Source organism: Mesorhizobium sp. LjRoot246 (assembly GCF_964254115.1).
Taxonomy (GTDB): domain Bacteria; phylum Pseudomonadota; class Alphaproteobacteria; order Rhizobiales; family Rhizobiaceae; genus Mesorhizobium.
Window position 1 is genome coordinate 899,111 of record NZ_CAXUSN020000001.1, and the last position, 20,505, is coordinate 919,615.

The 20,505-nt window shown below is 63.3% G+C and carries 18 protein-coding genes and 1 pseudogene; 7 read left to right on the top strand and 12 right to left on the bottom strand.

Annotated elements, in window-relative coordinates; genetic code table 11:
* Positions 1-30: 30 nt before the first annotated feature.
* Together ACSQ3L_RS04190 and ACSQ3L_RS04195 are read right to left on the bottom strand one after the other, a co-directional pair.
* Positions 31-731: pseudogene (locus ACSQ3L_RS04190) on the bottom strand (phosphatase PAP2 family protein).
* A 14-nt stretch (positions 732-745) separates the two neighbouring features.
* Positions 746-1,087, bottom strand: a complete 342-nt coding sequence (locus tag ACSQ3L_RS04195) for a hypothetical protein (protein WP_292183573.1) — start codon at positions 1,085-1,087, stop codon at positions 746-748.
* A gap of 169 nt (positions 1,088-1,256) precedes the next feature.
* Between ACSQ3L_RS04195 and ACSQ3L_RS04200 the strand changes: the two genes are divergently transcribed.
* Both ACSQ3L_RS04200 and ACSQ3L_RS04205 read left to right on the top strand, forming a co-directional pair.
* A complete protein-coding gene (locus tag ACSQ3L_RS04200) occupies positions 1,257-2,648 on the top strand; it encodes a sensor histidine kinase (protein ID WP_436158793.1) in 1,392 nt (463 codons plus the stop codon).
* Complete coding sequence (locus tag ACSQ3L_RS04205) at positions 2,645-3,307, top strand: LuxR C-terminal-related transcriptional regulator (protein ID WP_292637566.1); 663 nt, start codon at positions 2,645-2,647, stop codon at positions 3,305-3,307. Before ACSQ3L_RS04200 ends, ACSQ3L_RS04205 begins: the two co-directional genes overlap by 4 nt.
* A gap of 150 nt (positions 3,308-3,457) precedes the next feature.
* On the opposite strand, the gene ACSQ3L_RS04210 is transcribed toward ACSQ3L_RS04205, so the two are convergent.
* Positions 3,458-3,967 (bottom strand): hypothetical protein, encoded by a 510-nt coding sequence (locus ACSQ3L_RS04210; RefSeq protein ID WP_436158794.1) that lies wholly within the window; start codon positions 3,965-3,967, stop codon positions 3,458-3,460.
* Between the two features lie 306 nt (positions 3,968-4,273).
* On the bottom strand, positions 4,274-4,717 hold the full coding sequence (locus ACSQ3L_RS04215; protein ID WP_436158795.1) for a hypothetical protein: 444 nt from the start codon (positions 4,715-4,717) through the stop codon (positions 4,274-4,276).
* 256 nt (positions 4,718-4,973) lie between these two features.
* Here ACSQ3L_RS04215 and ACSQ3L_RS04220 point away from each other — a divergent pair, with 256 nt between their 5' ends.
* A complete protein-coding gene (locus ACSQ3L_RS04220; protein ID WP_436158796.1) occupies positions 4,974-6,977 on the top strand; it encodes a PhoX family protein in 2,004 nt (667 codons plus the stop codon).
* Positions 6,978-7,033: 56 nt separating this feature from the next.
* Here ACSQ3L_RS04220 and ACSQ3L_RS04225 read toward each other — a convergent pair whose 3' ends face one another.
* The gene (locus tag ACSQ3L_RS04225) at positions 7,034-8,212 is read right to left on the bottom strand and encodes a flavin-containing monooxygenase (RefSeq protein WP_436158797.1); all 1,179 of its coding nucleotides are present in this window, start codon (positions 8,210-8,212) and stop codon (positions 7,034-7,036) included.
* 337 nt (positions 8,213-8,549) lie between these two features.
* Between ACSQ3L_RS04225 and ACSQ3L_RS04230 the strand changes: the two genes are divergently transcribed.
* Entirely contained in the window at positions 8,550-9,587 is a 1,038-nt protein-coding gene (locus ACSQ3L_RS04230; protein ID WP_436158798.1) for a phosphatidylglycerol lysyltransferase domain-containing protein, read from the top strand.
* A 71-nt stretch (positions 9,588-9,658) separates the two neighbouring features.
* Here ACSQ3L_RS04230 and ACSQ3L_RS04235 read toward each other — a convergent pair whose 3' ends face one another.
* A complete protein-coding gene (locus tag ACSQ3L_RS04235) occupies positions 9,659-10,420 on the bottom strand; it encodes an ABC transporter permease (protein WP_436163378.1) in 762 nt (253 codons plus the stop codon).
* A 14-nt stretch (positions 10,421-10,434) separates the two neighbouring features.
* Entirely contained in the window at positions 10,435-11,361 is a 927-nt protein-coding gene (locus tag ACSQ3L_RS04240; RefSeq protein ID WP_436158799.1) for an ABC transporter ATP-binding protein, read from the bottom strand.
* Positions 11,362-11,681: 320 nt separating this feature from the next.
* Between ACSQ3L_RS04240 and ACSQ3L_RS04245 the strand changes: the two genes are divergently transcribed.
* Positions 11,682-13,043 carry a cytochrome ubiquinol oxidase subunit I gene (locus tag ACSQ3L_RS04245; protein ID WP_436158800.1) on the top strand — a complete coding sequence of 454 codons (1,362 nt, stop codon included), beginning with the start codon at positions 11,682-11,684 and terminating at the stop codon, positions 13,041-13,043.
* Between the two features lie 4 nt (positions 13,044-13,047).
* Entirely contained in the window at positions 13,048-14,052 is a 1,005-nt protein-coding gene (locus tag ACSQ3L_RS04250; protein ID WP_436158801.1) for a cytochrome d ubiquinol oxidase subunit II, read from the top strand.
* Between the two features lie 246 nt (positions 14,053-14,298).
* On the opposite strand, the gene msrA is transcribed toward ACSQ3L_RS04250, so the two are convergent.
* The 5 genes from msrA to ACSQ3L_RS04275 all read right to left on the bottom strand — a co-directional run bounded on the left by msrA (position 14,299) and on the right by ACSQ3L_RS04275 (position 18,187).
* A complete protein-coding gene (gene msrA, locus ACSQ3L_RS04255; protein ID WP_436158802.1) occupies positions 14,299-15,030 on the bottom strand; it encodes a peptide-methionine (S)-S-oxide reductase MsrA in 732 nt (243 codons plus the stop codon).
* Between the two features lie 108 nt (positions 15,031-15,138).
* Entirely contained in the window at positions 15,139-15,414 is a 276-nt protein-coding gene (locus tag ACSQ3L_RS04260; RefSeq protein ID WP_436158803.1) for a hypothetical protein, read from the bottom strand.
* Between the two features lie 101 nt (positions 15,415-15,515).
* Positions 15,516-16,211, bottom strand: coding sequence for a DUF1223 domain-containing protein (locus ACSQ3L_RS04265; RefSeq protein WP_436158804.1), 696 nt, complete (start codon positions 16,209-16,211; stop codon positions 15,516-15,518).
* Positions 16,212-16,513: 302 nt separating this feature from the next.
* Positions 16,514-16,885 carry an endonuclease domain-containing protein gene (locus ACSQ3L_RS04270; RefSeq protein WP_436158805.1) on the bottom strand — a complete coding sequence of 124 codons (372 nt, stop codon included), beginning with the start codon at positions 16,883-16,885 and terminating at the stop codon, positions 16,514-16,516.
* A 108-nt stretch (positions 16,886-16,993) separates the two neighbouring features.
* Entirely contained in the window at positions 16,994-18,187 is a 1,194-nt protein-coding gene (locus ACSQ3L_RS04275) for a TadE/TadG family type IV pilus assembly protein (RefSeq protein WP_436158806.1), read from the bottom strand.
* Positions 18,188-18,374: 187 nt separating this feature from the next.
* Here ACSQ3L_RS04275 and lepA point away from each other — a divergent pair, with 187 nt between their 5' ends.
* Positions 18,375-20,180: a translation elongation factor 4 gene (lepA, locus tag ACSQ3L_RS04280; protein WP_436158807.1), complete on the top strand. Its 1,806-nt coding sequence runs from the start codon at positions 18,375-18,377 to the stop codon at positions 20,178-20,180.
* The last annotated feature ends 325 nt before the right edge of the window (positions 20,181-20,505 follow it).

The following is a 20,505-nucleotide window of genomic DNA, read 5'->3' on the forward strand; positions in this document are numbered from 1 at the left end:
TCGGGTCTCGCTGTCGCCGTTCAGGCGCGATCAGGCATCGTCATTCACCACCTTGCGTCGCTGCAGAAGCCGCGCCGCAAGCCAGCACAGCATCGCCCAGGCGAAGCCGGCGCACCAGCCGGCCAGCACGTCCGACGCCAGTGCACGCCGAGATAGATGCGGCTGATGCCGACCAGCAGCGTCGTCAGCACCGCCAGCGACAAGACATAGATCTTCGTCGTTTGCCCATTCAGGAAGCGCGACGCCAGTGAGCCAAGCGTCAGGTAGGTCACCGCCGACAGCATGGCGTGACCGCTCGGAAAAGACAGCGAGGTTTCGCTGACCAGATGCGAAACGAGCTCGGGCCGCGGCCGGTCGACGCCGACTTTCAGCAGGCTCGACAACACCTGGCCGCCCGCCACCGCGACGAAGATGAGCAGTGCCGTTGCCGGCCGGCGGATCAACAAAAAATAGACGATCGTCGCCGTCGTGATCAGCACCACCACGGCTGAGCTGCCAAGGCTGGTGATGTCGCGCATCGCCCCTTCCAGCCAGAGCGGACCGATCGGCACTCCCGGCTGGCCGGGCTGGCGGAAGGCGAGCAGGATTTCGGTGTCGAAGGCGTGCGGCGTGGCGGACCGCGCCACCTCCATCAGCTCCACCAAACCCCACAGGCCGGCGGCGATGACCAAGCCGGCCAGCAGCACCGGGAATTCGACCCGGTTGAGCAGAGCGTTCGCGGCGTTCTTCATCGGCAATTCGCCCGTTACAACCTGCCTTGCAGATAGGGTCCAAGTGTGATCAGCGCCACGGCGGCGATTGCCAGCATGATGCCGGTCGCCTGCAACGCGTTGACGCGCTCGCCGAAGAAGACCAGTGCCACGACATTCACCGAGACCAGTTGGATGACGGCAGACAGGCTGAACGACACCGACATACCGAACTCGCGGATCAGCCGCAGCATGATCAGATTGCCCAGCGAATAGAGCGCCAACGTCAGCGCGATCTTGCCCAGGCTCGGCGCCATGCCCCATTGCTTGGCGGCGGTCGCCGCCAGCAGGAAGATCACCGTCGAAAAGCCGAGCTGCAGCAATCCCGAAAAACTCAACGTCCCGTCCCCCCTCGCAGTGGCTCCCGCCGCGTGTGTCGGACGTTGTTTCCGAAGCGCGCCGGGACGTCAAGCGACCTCGACCAAACGTTGCTCTTGGCAATGGCAAGACGGAAGGTCAATGTACAGCCATCGCCCAGCCTGTCGATTGAAGGGCGGTCAGGGGTTCATGATTCGTATTGTTCAAAACCTGGTGCGCCGCTGGAGCGAACTTTCTCTTGCCCTGCAATTCGTCGTTGCCGGCGGCTTTGGCTTGCTGGCCGTCATGCTGGTGGTGGGCGCCTGGGTGACGGCGCAGATCCGGGAGGGCGTCATCCGCAATTCAGCCGCCACGACGGCCCTCTACGTCGACAGCGTGATTGCGCCGCTGCTGCCCGACCTGCGCAAGGACCAGGAACTCAGCGATTCCGTCAAGCGGGCGCTGGATGAGACACTTGGCCAGGGCGCGCTCGGCAAGCGCCTCGAATCGTTCATCCTCTGGCGTCGCGACGGCACGATTCTCTATGCGAAGGAGGCGGCCCTGATCGGTCGCCGCTTCGAACCGAGCAACAATCTGCGTTCCGCCTTCGAAGGCAATGTCGTCGCCGAATTCAATACGTTCGATGACGATGAAGGTGAGGAGAAGGCTTCCGACCTGCCATTGCTGGAGATCTACAATCCCGTGCGCGAGCCCTGGTCCGGCGAGGTGGTGGCCGTCACCGAACTCTACGAGATCGCCGACGACTTCCAGGCCACACTGGCTTCCGCTCTGTGGTCGAGCTGGCTGATCGTGGCCGGCGCGACCCTGGCGGCATTCATGCTCCTGTCGGGCATCGTCTTGCGCGGCAGCCGCACCATCGACGATCAGCGCGGCGCGCTGCGCCGCCAGGTGTCGGAGCTGCAGGGGCTGGTGACACAAAACAGCGCCTTGCGGCTGCGCGTGCAGCGGGCCTCCCGCCGCGCCACCGCGCTCAACGAAAGATATCTGCGCCGCATCGGCGCCGATCTCCATGACGGTCCGGCCCAACTCGTGGCCCTGGCGGCGTTGCGCATGGACAGTCCGATATTTTCCGGCGACGGCCATTCGGGCGAAAGCCGCTCGACCGAGGTCGCGATGATCCGTAAGACGCTGGAGGACGCGCTGCGCGAAATACGCGGTATCTGCACCGGGCTCGTCCTGCCGCAGATTGAGACGGCTGCCGCAACGGACATTCTGCGGCTGGCCGTCAACGAACACGAGCAGAGGACGGGGACGTCGGTGACACTCACGCTGGCCGGACATCTGCCCGAGCCCGGCGCCTCCGAGAAGATCAGCATCTATCGTTTCGTGCAGGAAGGGCTGAACAACGCCTATCGCCACGGGCGGGGCAAGGATCAAGCGGTGAGTGCCGGGATGAAAGGGGGCAGGCTTTGTGTTGAAGTATCGGACGCTGGGCCAGGCTTCGATCCGGCACGTGTCGAGGGCCTCGGGCTCGCTGGCCTCAGAGAGCGGGTCGAAAGCATTGGTGGCCAATTCGAAACCTTGACCGGACCGCAAGGCACGCGTTTGGTGATCCGTCTATCGATCGAGGAGCAAGCATGACTGGTGTCATTCGCATCGCCATTATCGACGATCATCCCCTCTTTCGCGAAGGTGTGACGCGCAGCCTGTCGGAGATCGGAGGCTTCGAGATGGTTGGCGAGGGCGCCACGGCGCAGGATGCCGAACGCCTCGCCGCGACGGTGCGGCCCGACATATTGCTGCTCGATATCTCCATGCCGGGCGGCGGTCTGGCCGCGGTTGCGGGCATCCTCGCCGGCCATCCCGACCAGAAGATCGTCATGCTGACCGTTTCGGAGGCCAATGCCGATGTGACCATGGCCCTCAATGCGGGGGTGTGCGGCTATGTCCTCAAAGGTATCGGATCGCGCGCGCTTGCCGACATCCTGCGCAACGTGGCGGCCGGCGAGAGCTATCTTTCGCCGACGCTGTCGGCCCGATTGCTTTCGGATCTCCAGTCCCAGCAACCGACCAACGGCATAGCTGACCGGCTGCGGCAACTCACCGAGCGGCAGACGGAAATCCTGCGGCTGGTGGCCGAGGGGCTGAGCAACAAGGAAGTCGCCTTGCGCCTGGACCTGCAGGAGAAGACCGTCAAGCATCACATGACCGGCGTGCTGTCGAAACTCAATGTGCGAAACCGCACCGAAGCGGCCTTGGCGATGCGTGAGGCGCGCGACCGCGACAGGAACCGTACTTGACAGTTCAGCGCTTCAAGCAAACCTGAACCGCTCCAGGGACTTCAGTCATCGTGGCGCCGGAAACCGAGGCGCCGGCCTGGAAACGAGGTCACCTCCGCCGGGGGGCGGCGGAGGTGACATGTGAAGCCGGCCGTTGCCTGTTGGCAAGCTTCACAAGGCCTTGAGACGGCTGACATCGGCCGGGGTGGCCTGGCGGTCGATGATCGTGCGACCGAGCGCGTCCTTCATGCTGAAACGACCGTTCTCGAGCTTTTCCGTTATGCCGTCGGGATGCTGGACTGTGATCTTGTTGCCCGTCACGTCGACCTTGTCACCGGTCGTGGCATTGACATGACTCGCGCCCTTGCCGTGATTGGATCCCGATTTGCCGGAATTGCCGCTGTTGCCCTTCCCGTTGCCGTTGTTGCCGTTCCCGCTATTTCCGCCACTGCTATTGCCGCCGCTGTTGCCGCCACCGGAATTGCCGCCGCCGCCACCACCACCGCCGTTGCCACCGTTACCGCCGTTACCGCCGTTGCCGCCGGCGGCTTGGGCGCTGGCGGCATGTATCCCGGGAATGGAATCGTGGAAGGCAATTTGATAAGGAGCGACGGTCAACGCCAGCGCCAGCGCGAATCTAAGCGCCAGCCAGCAACAACGGGTCATGACCGATCTGTGCATCGTGATCTCCGACTATTGAGCCGGCGCGCCCTACCCAAAGTTGCAGTTGCAACCCAACATCGCCGAAAGACGTAGTGTCCGGAAGCGACCTCCGACCGTTGCGGTTGTCAACCAGGACCTTTGCAAGCGCAAGGTTGGACTAAAGTCCTATGCTTGTGCTATATTAGCTCCTTATGAACGGCGTCGCGACCGTCATCGTCGACGGGAGACTGGCTTTCCCGGATGCCTGACGACGGCAGACGCCGAACATCAAGTCACCTCCGCCGGGGGCGGCGGAGGTGACTTGTCAAGCTGGCCGCGCCGGCGTCACAAAGCCCGGAGACGACTGAAATCGTTCGCCGTGGCCGGGCGCTCGACGATCGTGCGGCCGAGGGCATCCTTCATCTCGAAACGGCCGTTCTTGATCTCTTCCCTGATGCCGTCGAGATGCTCGACCTCGATCTTGCTGCCGTCTACATCGACCTTGTCGCCGGTGGCCTCGTTGACATGATGGCTGGCGCCGTTGGCGCCCTTGCCGGACCCGGAACTGGCGGCTCCGCCGTGATCGTCACCGGCGCCACCGTTTCCGCTGCCGCTGTTGTTGCCGCTCCCGCCACCGCTATGTCCGCTGTCCTTGGCATACGCGCTCGCGGCAGCGATGCCGGGGGCGGACCCATGCAAGGCAAGGTGACAGGGGACGATGGCCAAAGCCAGTGCCGTCAACGCCCTCAGCGCCAGCCGACAGGAACGGGCTGTGATCGATGCGCGCATCTCGATCTCTTCTTCATCGGTCGATGCCGGCGTTTGCCGGCGGCCGACCATTGCCCACATCGCCGCCCCGCGGAACCGGCCCACGACCGATGCGGCGCCGGCAGGGACCTTTGCCGGCTTGAACAGGGACCTATGTCCCTGGGGGAGAAGGTGGTTGAAAGCGGCTTGCAATGTCACGAAAGTGTGATCCGGCGATTATAAGGGGTTGAACAGGCAACACGCTCCAGCCATCCCCAAAGCCAGAGGCAAAGCCCCAATGACCGAACAGCGCTCCCCCGACACCCGATTCCGCACCAGCCTGCTCGAGGAAAACGACGGCTCGGCCACCAATCCCACCGACAACCGCACCATGGGCGAGATCATCGCCGCGCGCTTCTCGCGTCGTGGCTTCCTCAAGGGTTCGCTGGCTGTGTCGGCCATCGCCGCAACCGTCAGCCCGCTGGCACTGATCAGCGCCGACGAGGCCCGCGCCGCCGAAGGATCAGCCTTCGCGTTCGACGAGCTGGAAGCCGGCATCGACGACAAGCATCATGTCGCGCCGGGCTACGATGCCGACGTGCTGTTGCGCTGGGGCGATCCGCTGTTCGCCGATTCGCCGGAGTTCGACCCGACGAAACAGTCGGCGCAGGCCCAGGCGAAACAATTCGGCTACAACAACGACTATGTCGGCTATCTCCCGATCGACGGTTCGGCCGAACACGGCCTGCTGGTCGTCAACCACGAATACACCAACCCGCATCTGATGTTTCCGGGTATCGTCAAGATCGTCGAGAAGGACGGCAAGAAGTCGGCGGAGGTCGCACCGCTCTCGAAGGAGCAGGTCGATGTCGAAATGGCGGCCCATGGCGGCACCATCGTCGAGATCCGCAAGGTATCAGGCAAATGGCAGCTGGTGCGCGACGGCAAGCTCAATCGCCGCATCACCTCCAACACCGAAATGGCGCTGTCCGGTCCGGTTGCCGGCCATGACCGCGTCAAGACCAACGCGGATCCGTCCGGCGCCAAGGTGTTCGGCACGTTCAACAATTGCGCCGGCGGCGTCACGCCCTGGGGCACCTATGTGATGGCCGAGGAAAACATCCACGGCTATTTCTCTGGCGAACTGCCGGAAGGCCACAAGGAAGCCGCCAACTACAAGCGCCTGGGCATCCCCGAGGGGGCCTATGAATGGGCCGCGCATTACGACCGCTTCGACCTCGCCAAGGAGCCCAACGAGGCCAACCGCTTCGGTTGGATCGTCGAGGTCGATGTCAGCGATCCGACCTCGACGCCCAGGAAGCGCACCGCCATGGGCCGCTTCAAGCATGAAGGCGCCGAATCGATCGTCGCCAGGGATGGCCGCGTCGTCTTCTATCTCGGCGACGACGAGCGCTTCGACTATGTCTACAAGTTCGTCACCACTGGTATGTTCAATCCCAACGACCATGCCGCCAACAAGGACCTGCTCGACGACGGCACGCTGCATGTCGCCAAGTTCGCCGAGGACGGCTCGGTCGGGTGGCTGCCGATCGTCTTCGGCCAAGGCCCGCTGACGGCGGAAAACGGCTTTGCCAGCCAGGCCGACGTGCTGATCGAGACGCGCCGCGCCGCCGATTTGCTCGGCGCCACCAAGATGGACCGGCCCGAGGACATTCAGCCCAATGCCGTCAACGGCAAGGTCTATGTCATGCTGACCAACAATTCGAAGCGCAAGGCCGACCAAGTCGATGCCGCCAACCCGCGCGCCGAAAATGCCTTCGGCCATATCATCGAGATATCGGAAGACGGCGGCGATTTCGCCGCTGCCAAAGGCAAGTGGGAAGTGCTGTTGAAATGCGGTGACCCGGCGGTTGCCGATGTCGGCGCCACCTTCTCGACGGCAACGACGGCCAATGGCTGGTTCGGCATGCCCGACAATTGCGCCGTCGATTCGGCCGGGCGTCTCTGGGTCGCCACCGACGGCCAGGGTCCGAAAGCCACCGGCCGCACCGACGGCCTGTGGGCGGTCGACACGGAAGGCGCGGCGCGGGCGACCTCGAAACTGTTCTTCCGCGTGCCGATCGGCGCCGAAATGTGCGGCCCGCTGTTCGCGCCCGATGATCAGACCGCCTTCGTCGCGGTCCAGCATCCGGGCGACGGCGGCGAGGATTGGGAAGCGTTCGGCCGCCCGTCCTACTACGAGGATTTGTCGACGCGCTGGCCCGACTTCAAGCCCGACATGCCGGTGCGGCCGTCTGTGGTCGCCATCACCAAGCAGGGCGGCGGCAAGATCGCGGTCTGATTGCTCATCGACGCTGTAGAATTGACGGGTTGGAGGCCGAGGATTCGTTCGCGAAATCAGCGTGAAGCACCCGCGGACCCTGCAATCCGTTTGGCGATAGCCTTTGCCAGGATGCCGGCATTGGCGAAGCAGCCGCGGATACTTGGCCGCATGCCTGTGAACCACAGGCCCGGCAATTTCGGATCGGCTTGCCCGCCGTTGAAGAGCGGAACGCCCTTACCGTCGAGCACGCCGAGCTTGCCGACCATGGGCTCGAGCCCGGTGCGGTAGCCTGTCGCGGCAATGACGATGTCGGGGTAGATCAGGCTGCCATTGGCCAAGATGACGCCGTCGCGGGTGAATTCCCGTATTGCCGGCACGATGGTTATCTTGCCGGCTTTGATGGCGCTGACGGCGCCATCGTCGGCGGCGATCGCGGTGTAGTCCGATGTCAGCCGGCTGGCGCCGCCCGATAGTGCGGGCGGCATGCCGAATTTGGTCAGGTCGCCGAAAACAAGGCGCTGCGTTGTCGCCATCACCGCATCGGCGACCCGCAACGGCAAGCGCGCCATGAGCGGTGAAAGCCGGTGCACCGCGATCTTGGCGATCCGCTTGGGCAGGAGGGCGGGTCCGTTGCGGGCCGACAGCCAGATGGCCGCCGTGTCTCTGCCGGCCAGATGATTGAGCGCGTCGAAGCCGGAGTTTCCGGCGCCGACGACCAGCACTTTCTGGCCCGCATAGGCCTGCGCATCGCCGAAATCCGCCGAATGGACGATGCGTCCGGTGAAATCCTTCATGCCTTTCCATTCGGGAATGAACGGCTGCCTGTCGCGGCCGGTGGCGATGACGACATTGCGGGCTAGGCGCGGTCCGGCGTTGGTCCGCAGCGCCCAGTGATCGCCCTTGTAGGTGATCTCTTCGACAGCGACGCCAAACTGCACCGGCAGCCGGTTTTCCTCCCTGAAATCATTCATATGGCGGATGACGACCGTCCGGTGCGGGAAGGCAGGGGTGCCGGGGGGGTAGGCAAGACCGGGCAAAGACGAGAGGTCGCGATGGGTGTTGAGATGCAACTGCTGGTGCCGCCGGTGCCAGGGCTCGGCCAGCCGGCTTTCCTTTTCCAGGATCGCCGTCGGCACTCCGGCGTTCATCAAGGCGTGCGCGACAGCCAGTCCGGCAACACCGGCACCGACGATGATCGCCGGCTCGACCGTTATCGGCAGGTCCGCGACCGATTTGATTGTCGTATCAGCCATTCACTCTTTCTAGTCCCATTCGACCGTCCTGCCGCAAGGCTCGCAGGGCGCTGTAACCGTATGATCCCGCGCAGGATCCATACCGCAAACCGCTGCCGATTTTCGAGCCATGCGCCGGGTGGTGTTGCGCACTATATGGCATATGCGCGATATCAGCGGTAATCAGGTCGCGGCAATGTGATTGATTCGAGGCCCTGGGGATGGCGGGTCTCTGTTATCCCTACGCGCATGCCCGAAATCGGGTTCGATTTTCGCGGTCATGCGCAGAATCAAAGTGTTACAGCAGCTTTGCGCGTCTTGAACGCGCGGCGCTGTGGCGGCACGCGGAATCTCGACCATGCCCTCCTTGCGGATCTATTTCGACAACATCCTTGAGGGCGCCGCGCCCAAAGTCGAGCGGCAGGCGCTGACCCATGTCGAACGGCTGGCAATTGTCCAGCGCCACGGCGACTTCTCGCTCGCCTATTCCACCGCCGTGCAGAACAAGCTTTCCTATTTCGGCGACGCCGACGGCTACATCGCCTTCGGCACCAAGATGAAGCATCATTTCGCGCTCGGCGATCCGGTGGCGGCTCCGGCTCGTCGGCCCGACTATATCAGACGCTTTGTCGAGAGCGCCGTTAGTCCGTGGTTCGTGCAGATCGGCGAGGAGACCGCGCGGGTGCTGGCCGGGCTCGGCTATAAGGTCAATCGGTTCGGCATCGACACCCGTCTCACCTTGCCCGAGCATGATTTTTCCGGAAAGCGCAACGAGACCGTGCGCTACTCCGAGCGCTGGCTGTTGAAGAAGGGCTTTTCGTTCGAAGAGGACAAGCGCACGATCCACCTCGACGAGATCGCCCGGCTTTCGCAAAACTGGCGCGGCGACCGCATCGTCAAGCGCTGGGAAATGGGCTTTCTCAACCGCCCGTTCGCCAACCATCTCGGCACCGATATGCGCCGTTTCGTCCTGCACGGTCCCGATGGCGAACTGGTCGCTTTGCTCGACTTCGACCCGTTGTTCCGTGATGGCAAGGTGATCGGCTACACCACCGCCTTCAAGCGCAAGCACGTCGATGCCTCGCCGCATGCAGAGATCGGGCTGACCAAATTCGCCGTCGACCGTTTTCGCGAAGAGGGCATCTCGCTGGCCACGCTTGGCCTGTCGCCGCTCGTCGATATCGGCCCGAGCGGATTTGCCGAAAGCGATTTCTGGCGCACTGCCTTCGAGCGCGCCTACTCTTCGCCCTGGGTCAACCGCCGCAGGTTCAATTTGCAGGGCCAGGCGGCGTTCAAGCGCCGCTTCCACGGTGTCGAGGAGCCGGTCTACATCGCCTTCCGCGAGGGGAGCTATGTCGAGATGCTGGGGCTGCTGCGGCTGGTCAAGGCGATTTGAGGTGGTTGGCAGTTCTTGATTCCTCGCCCCGCGAAGCGGTCCCACTTTGTGGGGCGAGGAACCCAAGTCCGTCAGTTCCTGAGCCGATAACCCGTCTTGAATATCCAGGCGACGATGGCGATGCAGACAGCCAGGAAAACAACCGTCATGCCGAGGCTGATGCCGACCGACACGTCGGACTTGCCGTAGAAGCTCCAGCGGAAGCCGCTGATCAAATAGACGACCGGGTTGAACAAAGTCACCGTGCGCCAGATGCCGGGCAGCATGTTGATCGAATAGAAGCTGCCGCCGAGGAAGGTCAGCGGCGTGATGATCAGGAGCGGCACCAGCTGCAATTGCTCGAAGCTTTTCGCCCAGATGCCGATGATGAAGCCGAACAGGCTAAAGGTCACCGCTGTCAGCACCAGGAAGGTGATCATCCAGAGCGGATGCAGGATGGTGAGCGGCACGAACAGCGAGGCGGTGGCCAGGATGATCAGGCCAAGGATGATCGACTTGGTCGCCGCCCCACCAACATAGGCGATGACGATCTCCAGATAGGAGACCGGCGCCGACAGCAATTCGTAGATCGAGCCGACGAATTTCGGGAAATAGATGGCAAAGGAGGCGTTGGAGATCGACTGCGTCAACAGCGACAGCATGATCAGCCCCGGCACGATGAAGGCGCCATAGCTGATGCCGTCGATCTCGGTGATGCGCGAGCCGATCGCCGAGCCGAAGACGACGAAATACAGCGACGTCGAGATGACCGGCGAGACGATGCTCTGCAGCACGGTGCGAAAGGCACGCGCCATTTCCATCCGGTAGATCGCCCACACTGCACGAAAGTTCATGCCTGCGCGCAGGTTCATGGCTCTCTCCTCACCAGATTGACGAAGATCTCCTCGAGCGAGCTGTTTTGCGTGTCGATGTCGCGGAACTGGATGCCGCCGGCCTCGAGATCGCGCATCAGCGAGGCGACGCCCGGCCGCTCGGCCTGGTTGTCATAGGTGTAGGTCAGCTGCCCGCCATCCGGCGACAGCTCCAGTGCGTAGCGCGAGAAGGCTTCCGGGATGGCCGTCAGCGGATTGCGCAGCTCCAGCACCAGCCGCTTGCGTCCGAGCTTGCGCATCAGTTCGGCCTTGTTCTCGACCAGGATGATCTCGCCGCGGTTGATGACGCCGACGCGGTCGGCCATCGCCTCGGCTTCCTCGATGTAATGCGTGGTGAGGATGATGGTGACGCCGTCCTCGCGCAGCCGGCGCACCATGGCCCACATGTCCTGGCGCAGTTCGACGTCGACGCCGGCGGTCGGCTCGTCGAGGAACAGGATGCGCGGCTCATGCGACAGCGCCTTGGCGATCATCAGCCGGCGCTTCATACCGCCCGAGAGCGTGATCGCCTTGGCATCCTTCTTGTCCCACAGCGACAGGTCGCGCAGCACTTTTTCGACGAATGCCGGATTGGCCGGCCTGCCGAAAAGGCCGCGGCTGTAGTTGACGGTGGCCCAGACGCTCTCGAAGGCGTCGATGGTCAGTTCCTGCGGCACCAGCCCGATCAGGCTGCGCGCGGCGCGGTAGTCCCTGTTGATGTCGTGGCCATCGACGGTGACGGTGCCCGACGAGCGGTTGACGATGCCGCAGACGATCGAGATCAGCGTCGTCTTGCCGGCGCCGTTGGGGCCAAGCAGCGCGAAGATCTCGCCGCGCTGGATGTCGAGATTGACCTCCTTGAGCGCGGTAAAACCGGTGGCGTAGGTCTTGGAGACCCCGGAAATGGACAGGATGGAGGGCATGGATGAAAACGGCTGCTTGAAAGAGGTCCCCTGATATAGGCCGAATGTCGGTGCATGCAACCGGAAGTCAATGGCGCTGCTGACAGTTCTCGACAAGTCCTTGCCGGAAGGCCATGGCAGGCCTCGAGCCGCCACGATGGACCCGCGACCCGGACGCGCTTGGCGACCTACCGGACACCGGCGCATAGGTTAAGCAAGGCGGCACGCATGCGTCATCTTGGCAGGGCGCCGCGGCGTTCCGCCTCGCGGCGGGACGCCGCTTTGACCAGGACCGGCTTGCGCCCTATTCTTCAACCATAAGAAGCAGCCGGAGCCCACCCATGGACCCGCTCATCCTGTCGCGCATGCAATTCGGCGCGAATATTTCGTTCCATATATTGTTTCCGACGATCACCATTGCGCTTGGCTGGGTGCTGCTGTTCTTCAAGCTGCGCTATAATGCGACCAACGATTCCGCCTGGATGCGGGCCTATTTCACCTGGGTGAAGGTGTTCGCGCTGTCGTTTGCCATGGGCGTGGTATCGGGCGTCACCATGAGCTTCCAGTTCGGCACCAACTGGCCGCACTACATGGAAAAGGTCGGCAACATCGCCGGGCCGCTGCTGGCCTACGAGATCCTCACCGCCTTCTTCCTCGAGGCGGCCTTCCTCGGCATCATGCTGTTCGGCTTCCGCCGCGTCTCCAACCGCATCCACACGCTGGCGACGGTGCTGGTGGCCGGCGGCACCACCCTCTCGGCGTTCTGGATCATCGCGCTCAATTCCTGGATGCAGACGCCGGCCGGCTTCGAAATGCGCGACGGCGTGGCGCACGCAGTCGACTGGTGGGCAATCGTCTTCAACCCGTCGATGCCCTACCGGCTGGTGCATATGCTGCTCGCCTCCGGCCTGACGGTGTCGTTCCTGATCGCTGGCCTGTCGGCGCTGCGCTATCTCACCGGCGACCGCTCGGAATCGATGTGGAAGGCGCTGCGCACCGGCGTCTTCGCGGCAGCGATCCTGATCCCGATCCAGATCCTTGCCGGCGACCAGCATGGACTGAACACGCTGGAGCACCAGCCGCAGAAGATCGCGGCCATGGAGGCCAACTGGAACACCGGCCCCAACGTACCGCTGGTCCTTTTTGCGCTCCCTGACGAGGCGGCCCGTGAAAACAAATTCGAGATCGCCATTCCCGACGGCGCCAGCGTCGTGCTGCGGCACTCGACCAGCGGCGTCGTGCCGGGGCTGAACGACTATCCCGGCAACCATCCGCCGGTCTTTCCAATCTTCTGGAGCTTCCGCATCATGGTCGGCACGGGCGTCCTGATGCTCCTCGTCTCGTGGTCGGCGGCCTTCTTCCTCAAGCGCCGGCACAGCCTGCCGAAACCGCTCGCCATGCTGATGGTGCCGATGGCGCTGTCGGGCTGGCTGGCGACGCTGGCCGGCTGGTATACCACCGAGATCGGCCGCCAGCCCTGGCTGGTGACCGGCGTGCTGAAGACCGCCGACGCGGTCGGTCCGGTGGCCGGCAGCCATGTCGCGCTGACGCTGACCATCTACCTCATTCTCTATGTGCTTTTGTTGATCGCCTATCTCGGTGTGCTGGTGCACCTGGCGCTGAAGGCGGCGAAGGACGGCGACAACTCGCCGCTGCCCGGCGTGCTCAACGCGCCGATGTCGCAGCCGGCTGCGGGGGAGTAAGACAATGAGCTTCGACTGGCCGACCGCGCTTCCTCTCATCTTCGCCGGCCTGATGGGCCTCGCCATCCTGATCTACGTCATTCTCGACGGTTTCGATCTCGGCATCGGCATCCTGTTCGCCGCCGCGCAAGACGCAGAGCAGGACACGATGATCGCCGCGATCGGCCCGTTCTGGGACGCCAACGAGACCTGGCTGGTGCTGGCCGTCGGCCTGCTGCTGGTCGCCTTCCCGCTGGCGCATGGCGTCATCTTGACCGCGCTCTACATTCCCGTGTTCGTGCTTTTGGTCGGGCTGATCCTGCGCGGCGTCGCCTTCGATTTCCGCGCCAAGGTGCCGACCGAGCGCAAGCACCGCTGGAACCGTATCTTCTTCCTCGGCTCGCTCATCGCCTCGCTGGCGCAGGGCTATATGCTGGGCGTCTATGTGCTGGGCCTCGATGTCGGCTTCGGCGGCGTGGCGTTCGGCGTGCTGGTGGCGTTCTGCCTGGCCGCGGCCTACGCGGCGATGGGCGCGGCCTGGGTGATCTACAAGACCGAAGGCGAGTTGCAGAAAAAGGCGGTGCGCTGGCTGCGCACGACGCTGGTGCTGACCGCGCTCGGCATGGCCGCGGTGTCGCTGGCGACGCCCTTCGCCAGCCCGCGCATCTTCGACAAATGGTTCGTCTGGCCGTCGATGCTCTATCTGTCGCCGCTGCCGATCCTGTCGGCGCTGCTGTTTCTATGGCTGTGGCGGCAGACCTTCCACCTGCCGAAACCCGGCGACCGCCATTCGCTGACGCCGTTCCTGACGCTGGCCACTATCTTCGCGCTCGGCTTTGCGGGTCTCGCCTGGTCGTTCTACCCGTTCGTGGTGCCGGATCGCCTGACCATCTGGCAAGCGGCTTCCGCGCCGGAAAGCCTGGCCATCATCCTGGCCGGCACCGTGGTCGTGCTGCCGGTCATCATCTTCTATTCGTTCTATGCCTATCGCGTGTTTGGCGGGAAGGCGACGGATTTGACTTATGATTGAAGGGATGGCGCGAGGCGCCCCCCTCTGGCCTGCCGGCCATCTCCCCCTCGAGGGGGGAGACTATGCGCTTAGCTGCCTTCGCCAATTTTCGACACAGTATGAGCAGCGAGACGGGCGAAGCTGCCAATCTCCCCCCTTGAGGGGGAGATGCCCGGTCCACCCTCCGCAGCTGCAGCGCAGCTGCTGCGGAGGACGGGCAGGGCAGAGGGGGGCGCTGTCCCGCCGGCGCCTCTCCTTCGAGAGAACTCAATTGCTCGCCGACTGCACCAGCACAGGCTTTTCGCTGTACAGCGCCGGGAACAGCGCCTTCAGGTTCGCCACCTTGGGCAGGTCGTTGTAGACGATGTAGGGATAGGTCGGGTTCAGCGTCAGGAAGTCCTGATGGTAATTCTCGGCCGGATAGAAGGTCTTGCCGGTTTCCAGCGTGGTGACGATCGGGTCGGCAAACACCTTGGCCTGGTCGAGCTGGGCGATGTAGCTCTGCGCGATCTTCTTTTGCGCGTCGTTTTCGGCGAAGATCGTCGAGCGGTACTGCGTGCCGGAGTCCGGACCCTGGAAGTTGAGTTGGGTCGGATTGTGGGCCACCGAGAAATAGACCTGCAGCAGCTGGCCATAGGTGATTTTGGACGGATCGTAGGTGATCTCGACGGATTCGGCATGTCCGGTGCGGCCTGAGCCGACCGTCTCGTAGACGGCGGTGTCCTTGTCGCCGCCGGTGTAGCCGGAGACGGCTTTGGTGACGCCCTTGACGTGCTGGAACACGCCCTGCACGCCCCAGAAACAACCGCCGGCGAAGATTGCCTTTTCGCTGCCGGCAGACGCCTTTTCGTCCAGTGCCGGCGGCGGGATCTTCACCGCATCCTCGGCGGAAACCGCCGGCGTCAGCCAGAAGGCGGCGCCAGCGGCCGCAAGCGCAAGCGCTGCGAGCGCGCCTTTGACAAAGCCGAACGAACGGTTGGAAATCTTGATGTCGATCATGGTTGCACTCCTCATGGCTTCCATTGGGATCAGTCTATTGCATCAGTTACGGCGGCGCGACGCACGAGTTGCGGCGGAGGCTCACATTCGCGTGGCCGGCAACCGGGGCTAATTGGCCGGCTTCATGGCATCTGGTTTCATCGCGTCAGCCGCCGGCTTCATGGCGTCGGCGGCGGGTTTCATGGAATTGGTGGCCATCGGATCGGCAGGCTTCATCGCATCCGCCGCAGGCTTCATCGCGTCGGCGGCCGGCTTCATCGCGTTGGCCGCGGGCTTCATCGCGTTGGCCGCGTCGTCGGCACGAGCGATGCCGCCAGCAAGCAGCGCCGTCGAGCACAGAGCAAGAGCGAGCGCCGGCAGCGTCAGGCGGGACAAAGTGGTCATGATATTCTCCTTGAGGTTGGTCGTTGAAGGCGCGCTTTCGGCGGCCGGGTTCTTGCGACGCCGCTCATGCGGCGTTGCGCAATCTCTTGCTGAAGCGTGATTTAATCGGTCGCGGCGGCCAGGATCGGTCCGCCACCGGGCGACTGCACCAGCACGGCAGTGCTCAGGCCGCCGGATGCGGCGGGCAGCCGATAGGCCGTGGCGTCCCCGGTCCAGCTGCCGAGTTTCTTCAGCGCATGCACGACATTGGCGTGCGGCAGCGTGCGGCCGGTGTTTTCGCCACGCGCCACCGGCACCTCGACGACGCCCTTGGCATAGCGCACCAGCCAGACATCGGCCCGGCCGGCCGGGGCCTTGCCGGCGCCGATATTGATCTTGCCGCCATCGAGCGACACTAACGGGCCGTTTGTTTGGCCGCTCACCGCGATCAGCTTTTCGATCTCGCCGGGCGCCGCGCCGACGACGTCGGCATGGCCGTTGACCACCACCTGCGGCGTGAACGGCCCGTCATGGCCGAGCCGCGGCTCGTAGCTGACCTGGCGCTGGGTGAATTCCTGCTTTCCGAAAATGTCCTTCCAACCGAGATAGTCCCAGTAGGTGACGTTGAACGACAGCGCCAGCACGCCGGGCTGGTCCTTGACCTTGATCAGATTGGCGTTGGCCGGCGGGCAGGAGGAGCAGCCCTGGCTGGTGAACAGCTCGACTACGGTGAGCGGCTGGGCCGCCGCCGCGCCGAGCGACACTGCCAGCGCAAGCGCGCCAAGGCTGGAAACTACGAGATTGCGGGATCGCGACATCGGCATGCTCCATGGGCGGCGGCGCCTGTATGCGCCGCTGATATCCCCACTTCGCCGCCGCCTGCCGCTTCGTTACAGCGCTCACCGGTTTGTGATCTGGCATTTTTTCCTTCTCCCCCTGTGGGAGAAGGTGGATCGGCGCGTAGCGCCGAGACGGTTGAGGGGTGGGTGACGGAGTACCCGTCATTGCCAAGCTGGGACACCCCTCATCCGACCGAGCTTCGCTCGGCCACCGCCCTGGGGCGAGCCACTGGTCTCGCCCCGTCCTTCGGACCCCAAAGGGGAGAAGGAAGAAGGCGCCACTATCGCCACGGCTGGAGACTCGTATCCCGTACATAGGCGATGATCGTATCGCAGACAGCGTTCAAGTCTTTCAGGACGTCATCGTTCCAAAAGCGCAGAATGCGAAAGCCCCTCGCCGCTAGGTCAGCCTTGCGGACGCGGTCAGACTCCGACTCCGCATGCTGGCTGCCATCGATTTCGATGATCAAGCCAGCTTCGAAGCAGACGAAATCGGCAATGTATTTTCCAACAGGAACCTGACGTCGAAATTTTATCCGGTCGAGCCTGCGGTCGCGCAGCTCATGCCACAACCGGTCTTCCGCTTCCGTCATTACACGCCGGAGCGAACGGGCGAAGCTTCGTTTGGCTGGCGGGACAGGTTGATGCGGCATGGCTTAGATTAGCCAGCTATTGCGCTCCGTCCAGCACCCCTCATCCGTCTCGGCGCTACGCGCCGATCCACCTTCTCCCACAAGGGGAGAAGGCAAGAAGAGCAGCGTCTACTGCGTCAGCAGCGAGTCGGACGGGCGCCGGTTGAAGGCGCACCTGCCCATCACGCTGTAGAAGAAGTCGGCGTTCGTAACGTCTGGCAGTGGAGGATTGTTGCCACCGTCTTCCCATGCCTGGTCGCTGGTCTCGCCGCAGGGCACGGCCTTGAAGATGTCGACGTCCGTGTTGCTGTCAACCTCGACGGGAAGGTATTTGGAAGGGTCCAGGGCTTTTTGTGCCGCGGTGCTGTACCCGGCGCCGAGGTAGAGCCGGTTCGACGTGTCTGCATAGTCCGACCTGAGCGGGTTGACCGGGCCGGACGGCACATCCATCTGCAGATAGAGATGGTCCATCGTGCTCACGTTGATTTCTGCGCCACTGCTGTTTCCGTCGGAATTCGTGGTCGCGCACGTCGTCTTGAAATAGATGGTGGAGCCGTTCGTCTTTCCGCTTTTTGCCACCGCGGTGCTTCTGTAAACTCCCGCAGTGGGAGTGAAATCGGTTGTTGATCCTACTGTCGTGCACACTTGGCTCTGAACCACCGTCTCGGTTGTTCCCGACACAGTGGAAATAGTTGTCGTACCGTAACCTTTCGGCTCGCCAGCGGTATAAGTCTTACCCCCGCCGCCCGTGTAGGAATAACTATACGGTTTGTAGGTGTAGTTGGCCTTCATCATGGCCGTCGCTGGGGTCGTGGAGGTCGAACCGAACGGAAGGCCGTACAGGGTCATGGTCTTGTTCCAGTAGCCTGAAACGTGATCGACGTTGAATGTAGCCGCCACCAGCGCCGGCGTCTTGCGCACCGACGATGTGACGGCGACCGGCACGGTGGTGATCCTGGCGATCTGCATGAAAACGGTCGGCATGGCGTAGCTTGCCGAGGCCTGTGCGACGGCGGTACCGTCGCCGGCGGTGGTGGAATCGAAGCTGTTCAGCGTCGCGGCGGCCCCTACCGGTGCACCGTTGGCGGCGAAGGAATTCTGCAGCGCCACCTGGCGCTGCGGCAGCGTCGAGGCGGTATCCATCGTGGTGATGGACAGGATCGCGGCATCGAGCGCGGCCTGCATGTCCGATCTGGTCTGGACCGCCGAGGTGTAGTCGACCGAAAACCCGATCGCTGTGACCAGCGGGATCATGGTGAGAATGAGTATCGGTGCGAACGAGCCGCTCCGCGACTCGATAAACCTGCCTGCCAGCCCCCGCATGCCTTCATCCTCACAAAAGATATTCCCTCCCGCTAACATGCCGATCGCAAATTATGCTCTAACGCACTTGGTTAAGATTTATCGATTTTTCGCGAAATCACCTGATAAAGCCGACAAACGCCCGCGCCCCTTGCCCGGCAGTGGTGCGCCGCTTGCCCGGACAAGCGCCCCCTGCTAAACGCGCGCCATGAGCACGCCCCTCGACCACATCCGAAATTTCTCCATCGTCGCCCATATCGACCATGGCAAATCCACGCTTGCCGACCGGCTGATCCAGCTGACCGGCGGGCTGGAGCTGCGCGACATGAAGGAGCAGGTGCTGGACTCGATGGACATCGAGCGCGAGCGCGGCATCACCATCAAGGCGCAGACGGTGCGGCTGAAATACCGTGCCAACAATGGCGAGGACTATATCCTCAATTTGATCGACACGCCCGGCCATGTCGACTTCGCCTATGAAGTGTCGCGGTCGCTGGCTGCCTGCGAGGGTTCGCTGCTGGTGGTCGACGCCAGCCAGGGTGTCGAGGCGCAGACGCTGGCCAATGTCTACCAGGCCATCGACAACAACCACGAGATCGTCGTGGTGCTGAACAAGGTCGACCTGCCGGCCGCCGAGCCCGAGCGCATCCGCGAACAGGTCGAGGAGGTGATCGGCATCGATGCTTCCAACGCCGTGCTGATCTCGGCCAAGACCGGGCTCGGCATTCCCGATGTGCTGGAGGCGATCGTCCACCAGTTGCCGCCGCCGCGCGAAGGCGACGCTTCGGCGCCGTTGAAGGCGATGCTGGTCGACTCCTGGTACGACGCCTATCTCGGCGTCATCGTGCTGGTGCGCATCATCGACGGCGTGCTGAAGAAGGGCCAGACCATCCGCATGATGGGCACCGGCGCCAAATACCTGGTCGAGCGCACCGGCGTGTTCACGCCGGCCCGCATCAATGTCGACGAGCTCGGCCCCGGCGAGTTCGGCTTCTTCACCGGCTCGATCAAGGAAGTGGCCGACACCCGCGTCGGCGACACCATCACCGAGGACAAGCGCGCCACCGCCAAGGCGCTGCCCGGCTTCAAGCCGGCGCAGCCAGTGGTGTTCTGCGGCCTGTTCCCGGTCGACGCCGCCGATTTCGAGGATCTGCGCGCCGCCGTCGGCAAGCTGCGCCTCAACGACGCGAGCTTCTCCTATGAAATGGAAACCAGTGCGGCGCTCGGCTTCGGCTATCGCTGCGGCTTCCTTGGTCTGTTGCATCTGGAAATCATCCAGGAGCGGCTGGAGCGCGAGTTCAACCTCGACCTGATCGCCACCGCACCATCAGTTGTCTACCGGCTGGCTCTGACCGACGGCTCGATGAAGGAATTGCACAACCCGGCCGACATGCCCGACGTGGTGAAAATCTCCGCGATCGAAGAGCCATGGATCCGCGCCACGATCCTGACGCCCGACGACTATCTCGGCGGCATATTGAAACTCTGCCAGGACCGGCGCGGCATCCAGGCCGACCTGTCCTATGTCGGCAAGCGCGCCATGCTGATCTACGATCTGCCGCTCAATGAAGTCGTCTTCGATTTCTATGATCGCCTAAAATCGATCTCCAAGGGCTACGCCTCGTTCGACTATCACCTGACCGACTACCGCGAGGGCGACCTGGTGAAGATGTCGATCCTGGTCAATGAGGAGCCGGTGGATGCGCTGTCCATGCTGGTGCACCGCACGGCAGCGGAAAAGCGCGGCCGGCAGATGTGCGAGAAGCTGAAGGAGCTGATCCCGAACCACCTGTTCAAGATCCCGATCCAGGCCGCGATCGGCGGCAAGGTCATCGCCCGCGAAACCATCTCGGCGCTGCGCAAGGACGTCACCGCCAAATGCTACGGCGGCGACGTCTCGCGCAAACGCAAGCTGCTGGACAAGCAGAAAGAAGGCAAGAAGCGGATGCGCCAGTTTGGCAAGGTCGATATCCCGCAGGAGGCGTTTATTCAGGCGCTGAAGATGGGCGATTGAGAAGCCGGTTGGCGCGCTGAGCGCGCCAAGTCATCGATCCGGTGGATCGATGGCAGGCGCATGTCCGGGTGGGAGCTGCCGCAGGCAGCGGGTCAGGCGTCAAAGGTTTAAATCTGGCCGTCTAACATCGCAGCTCAGGCGGCGAACCCGTCGATCGCGCGGCTAGGTCGCGTTCCATCCACACCAGATATCCTAGTCACTTCGTTGCCAGTCTAGCAGGCAGTTTCGTATCGATCATTTGACCGCGATGCCCGATACGATTTGGGACCATCCTCTATCGCGACATCCATCAGCTTTAAATACGATAGAGAGAAACGAATCACCT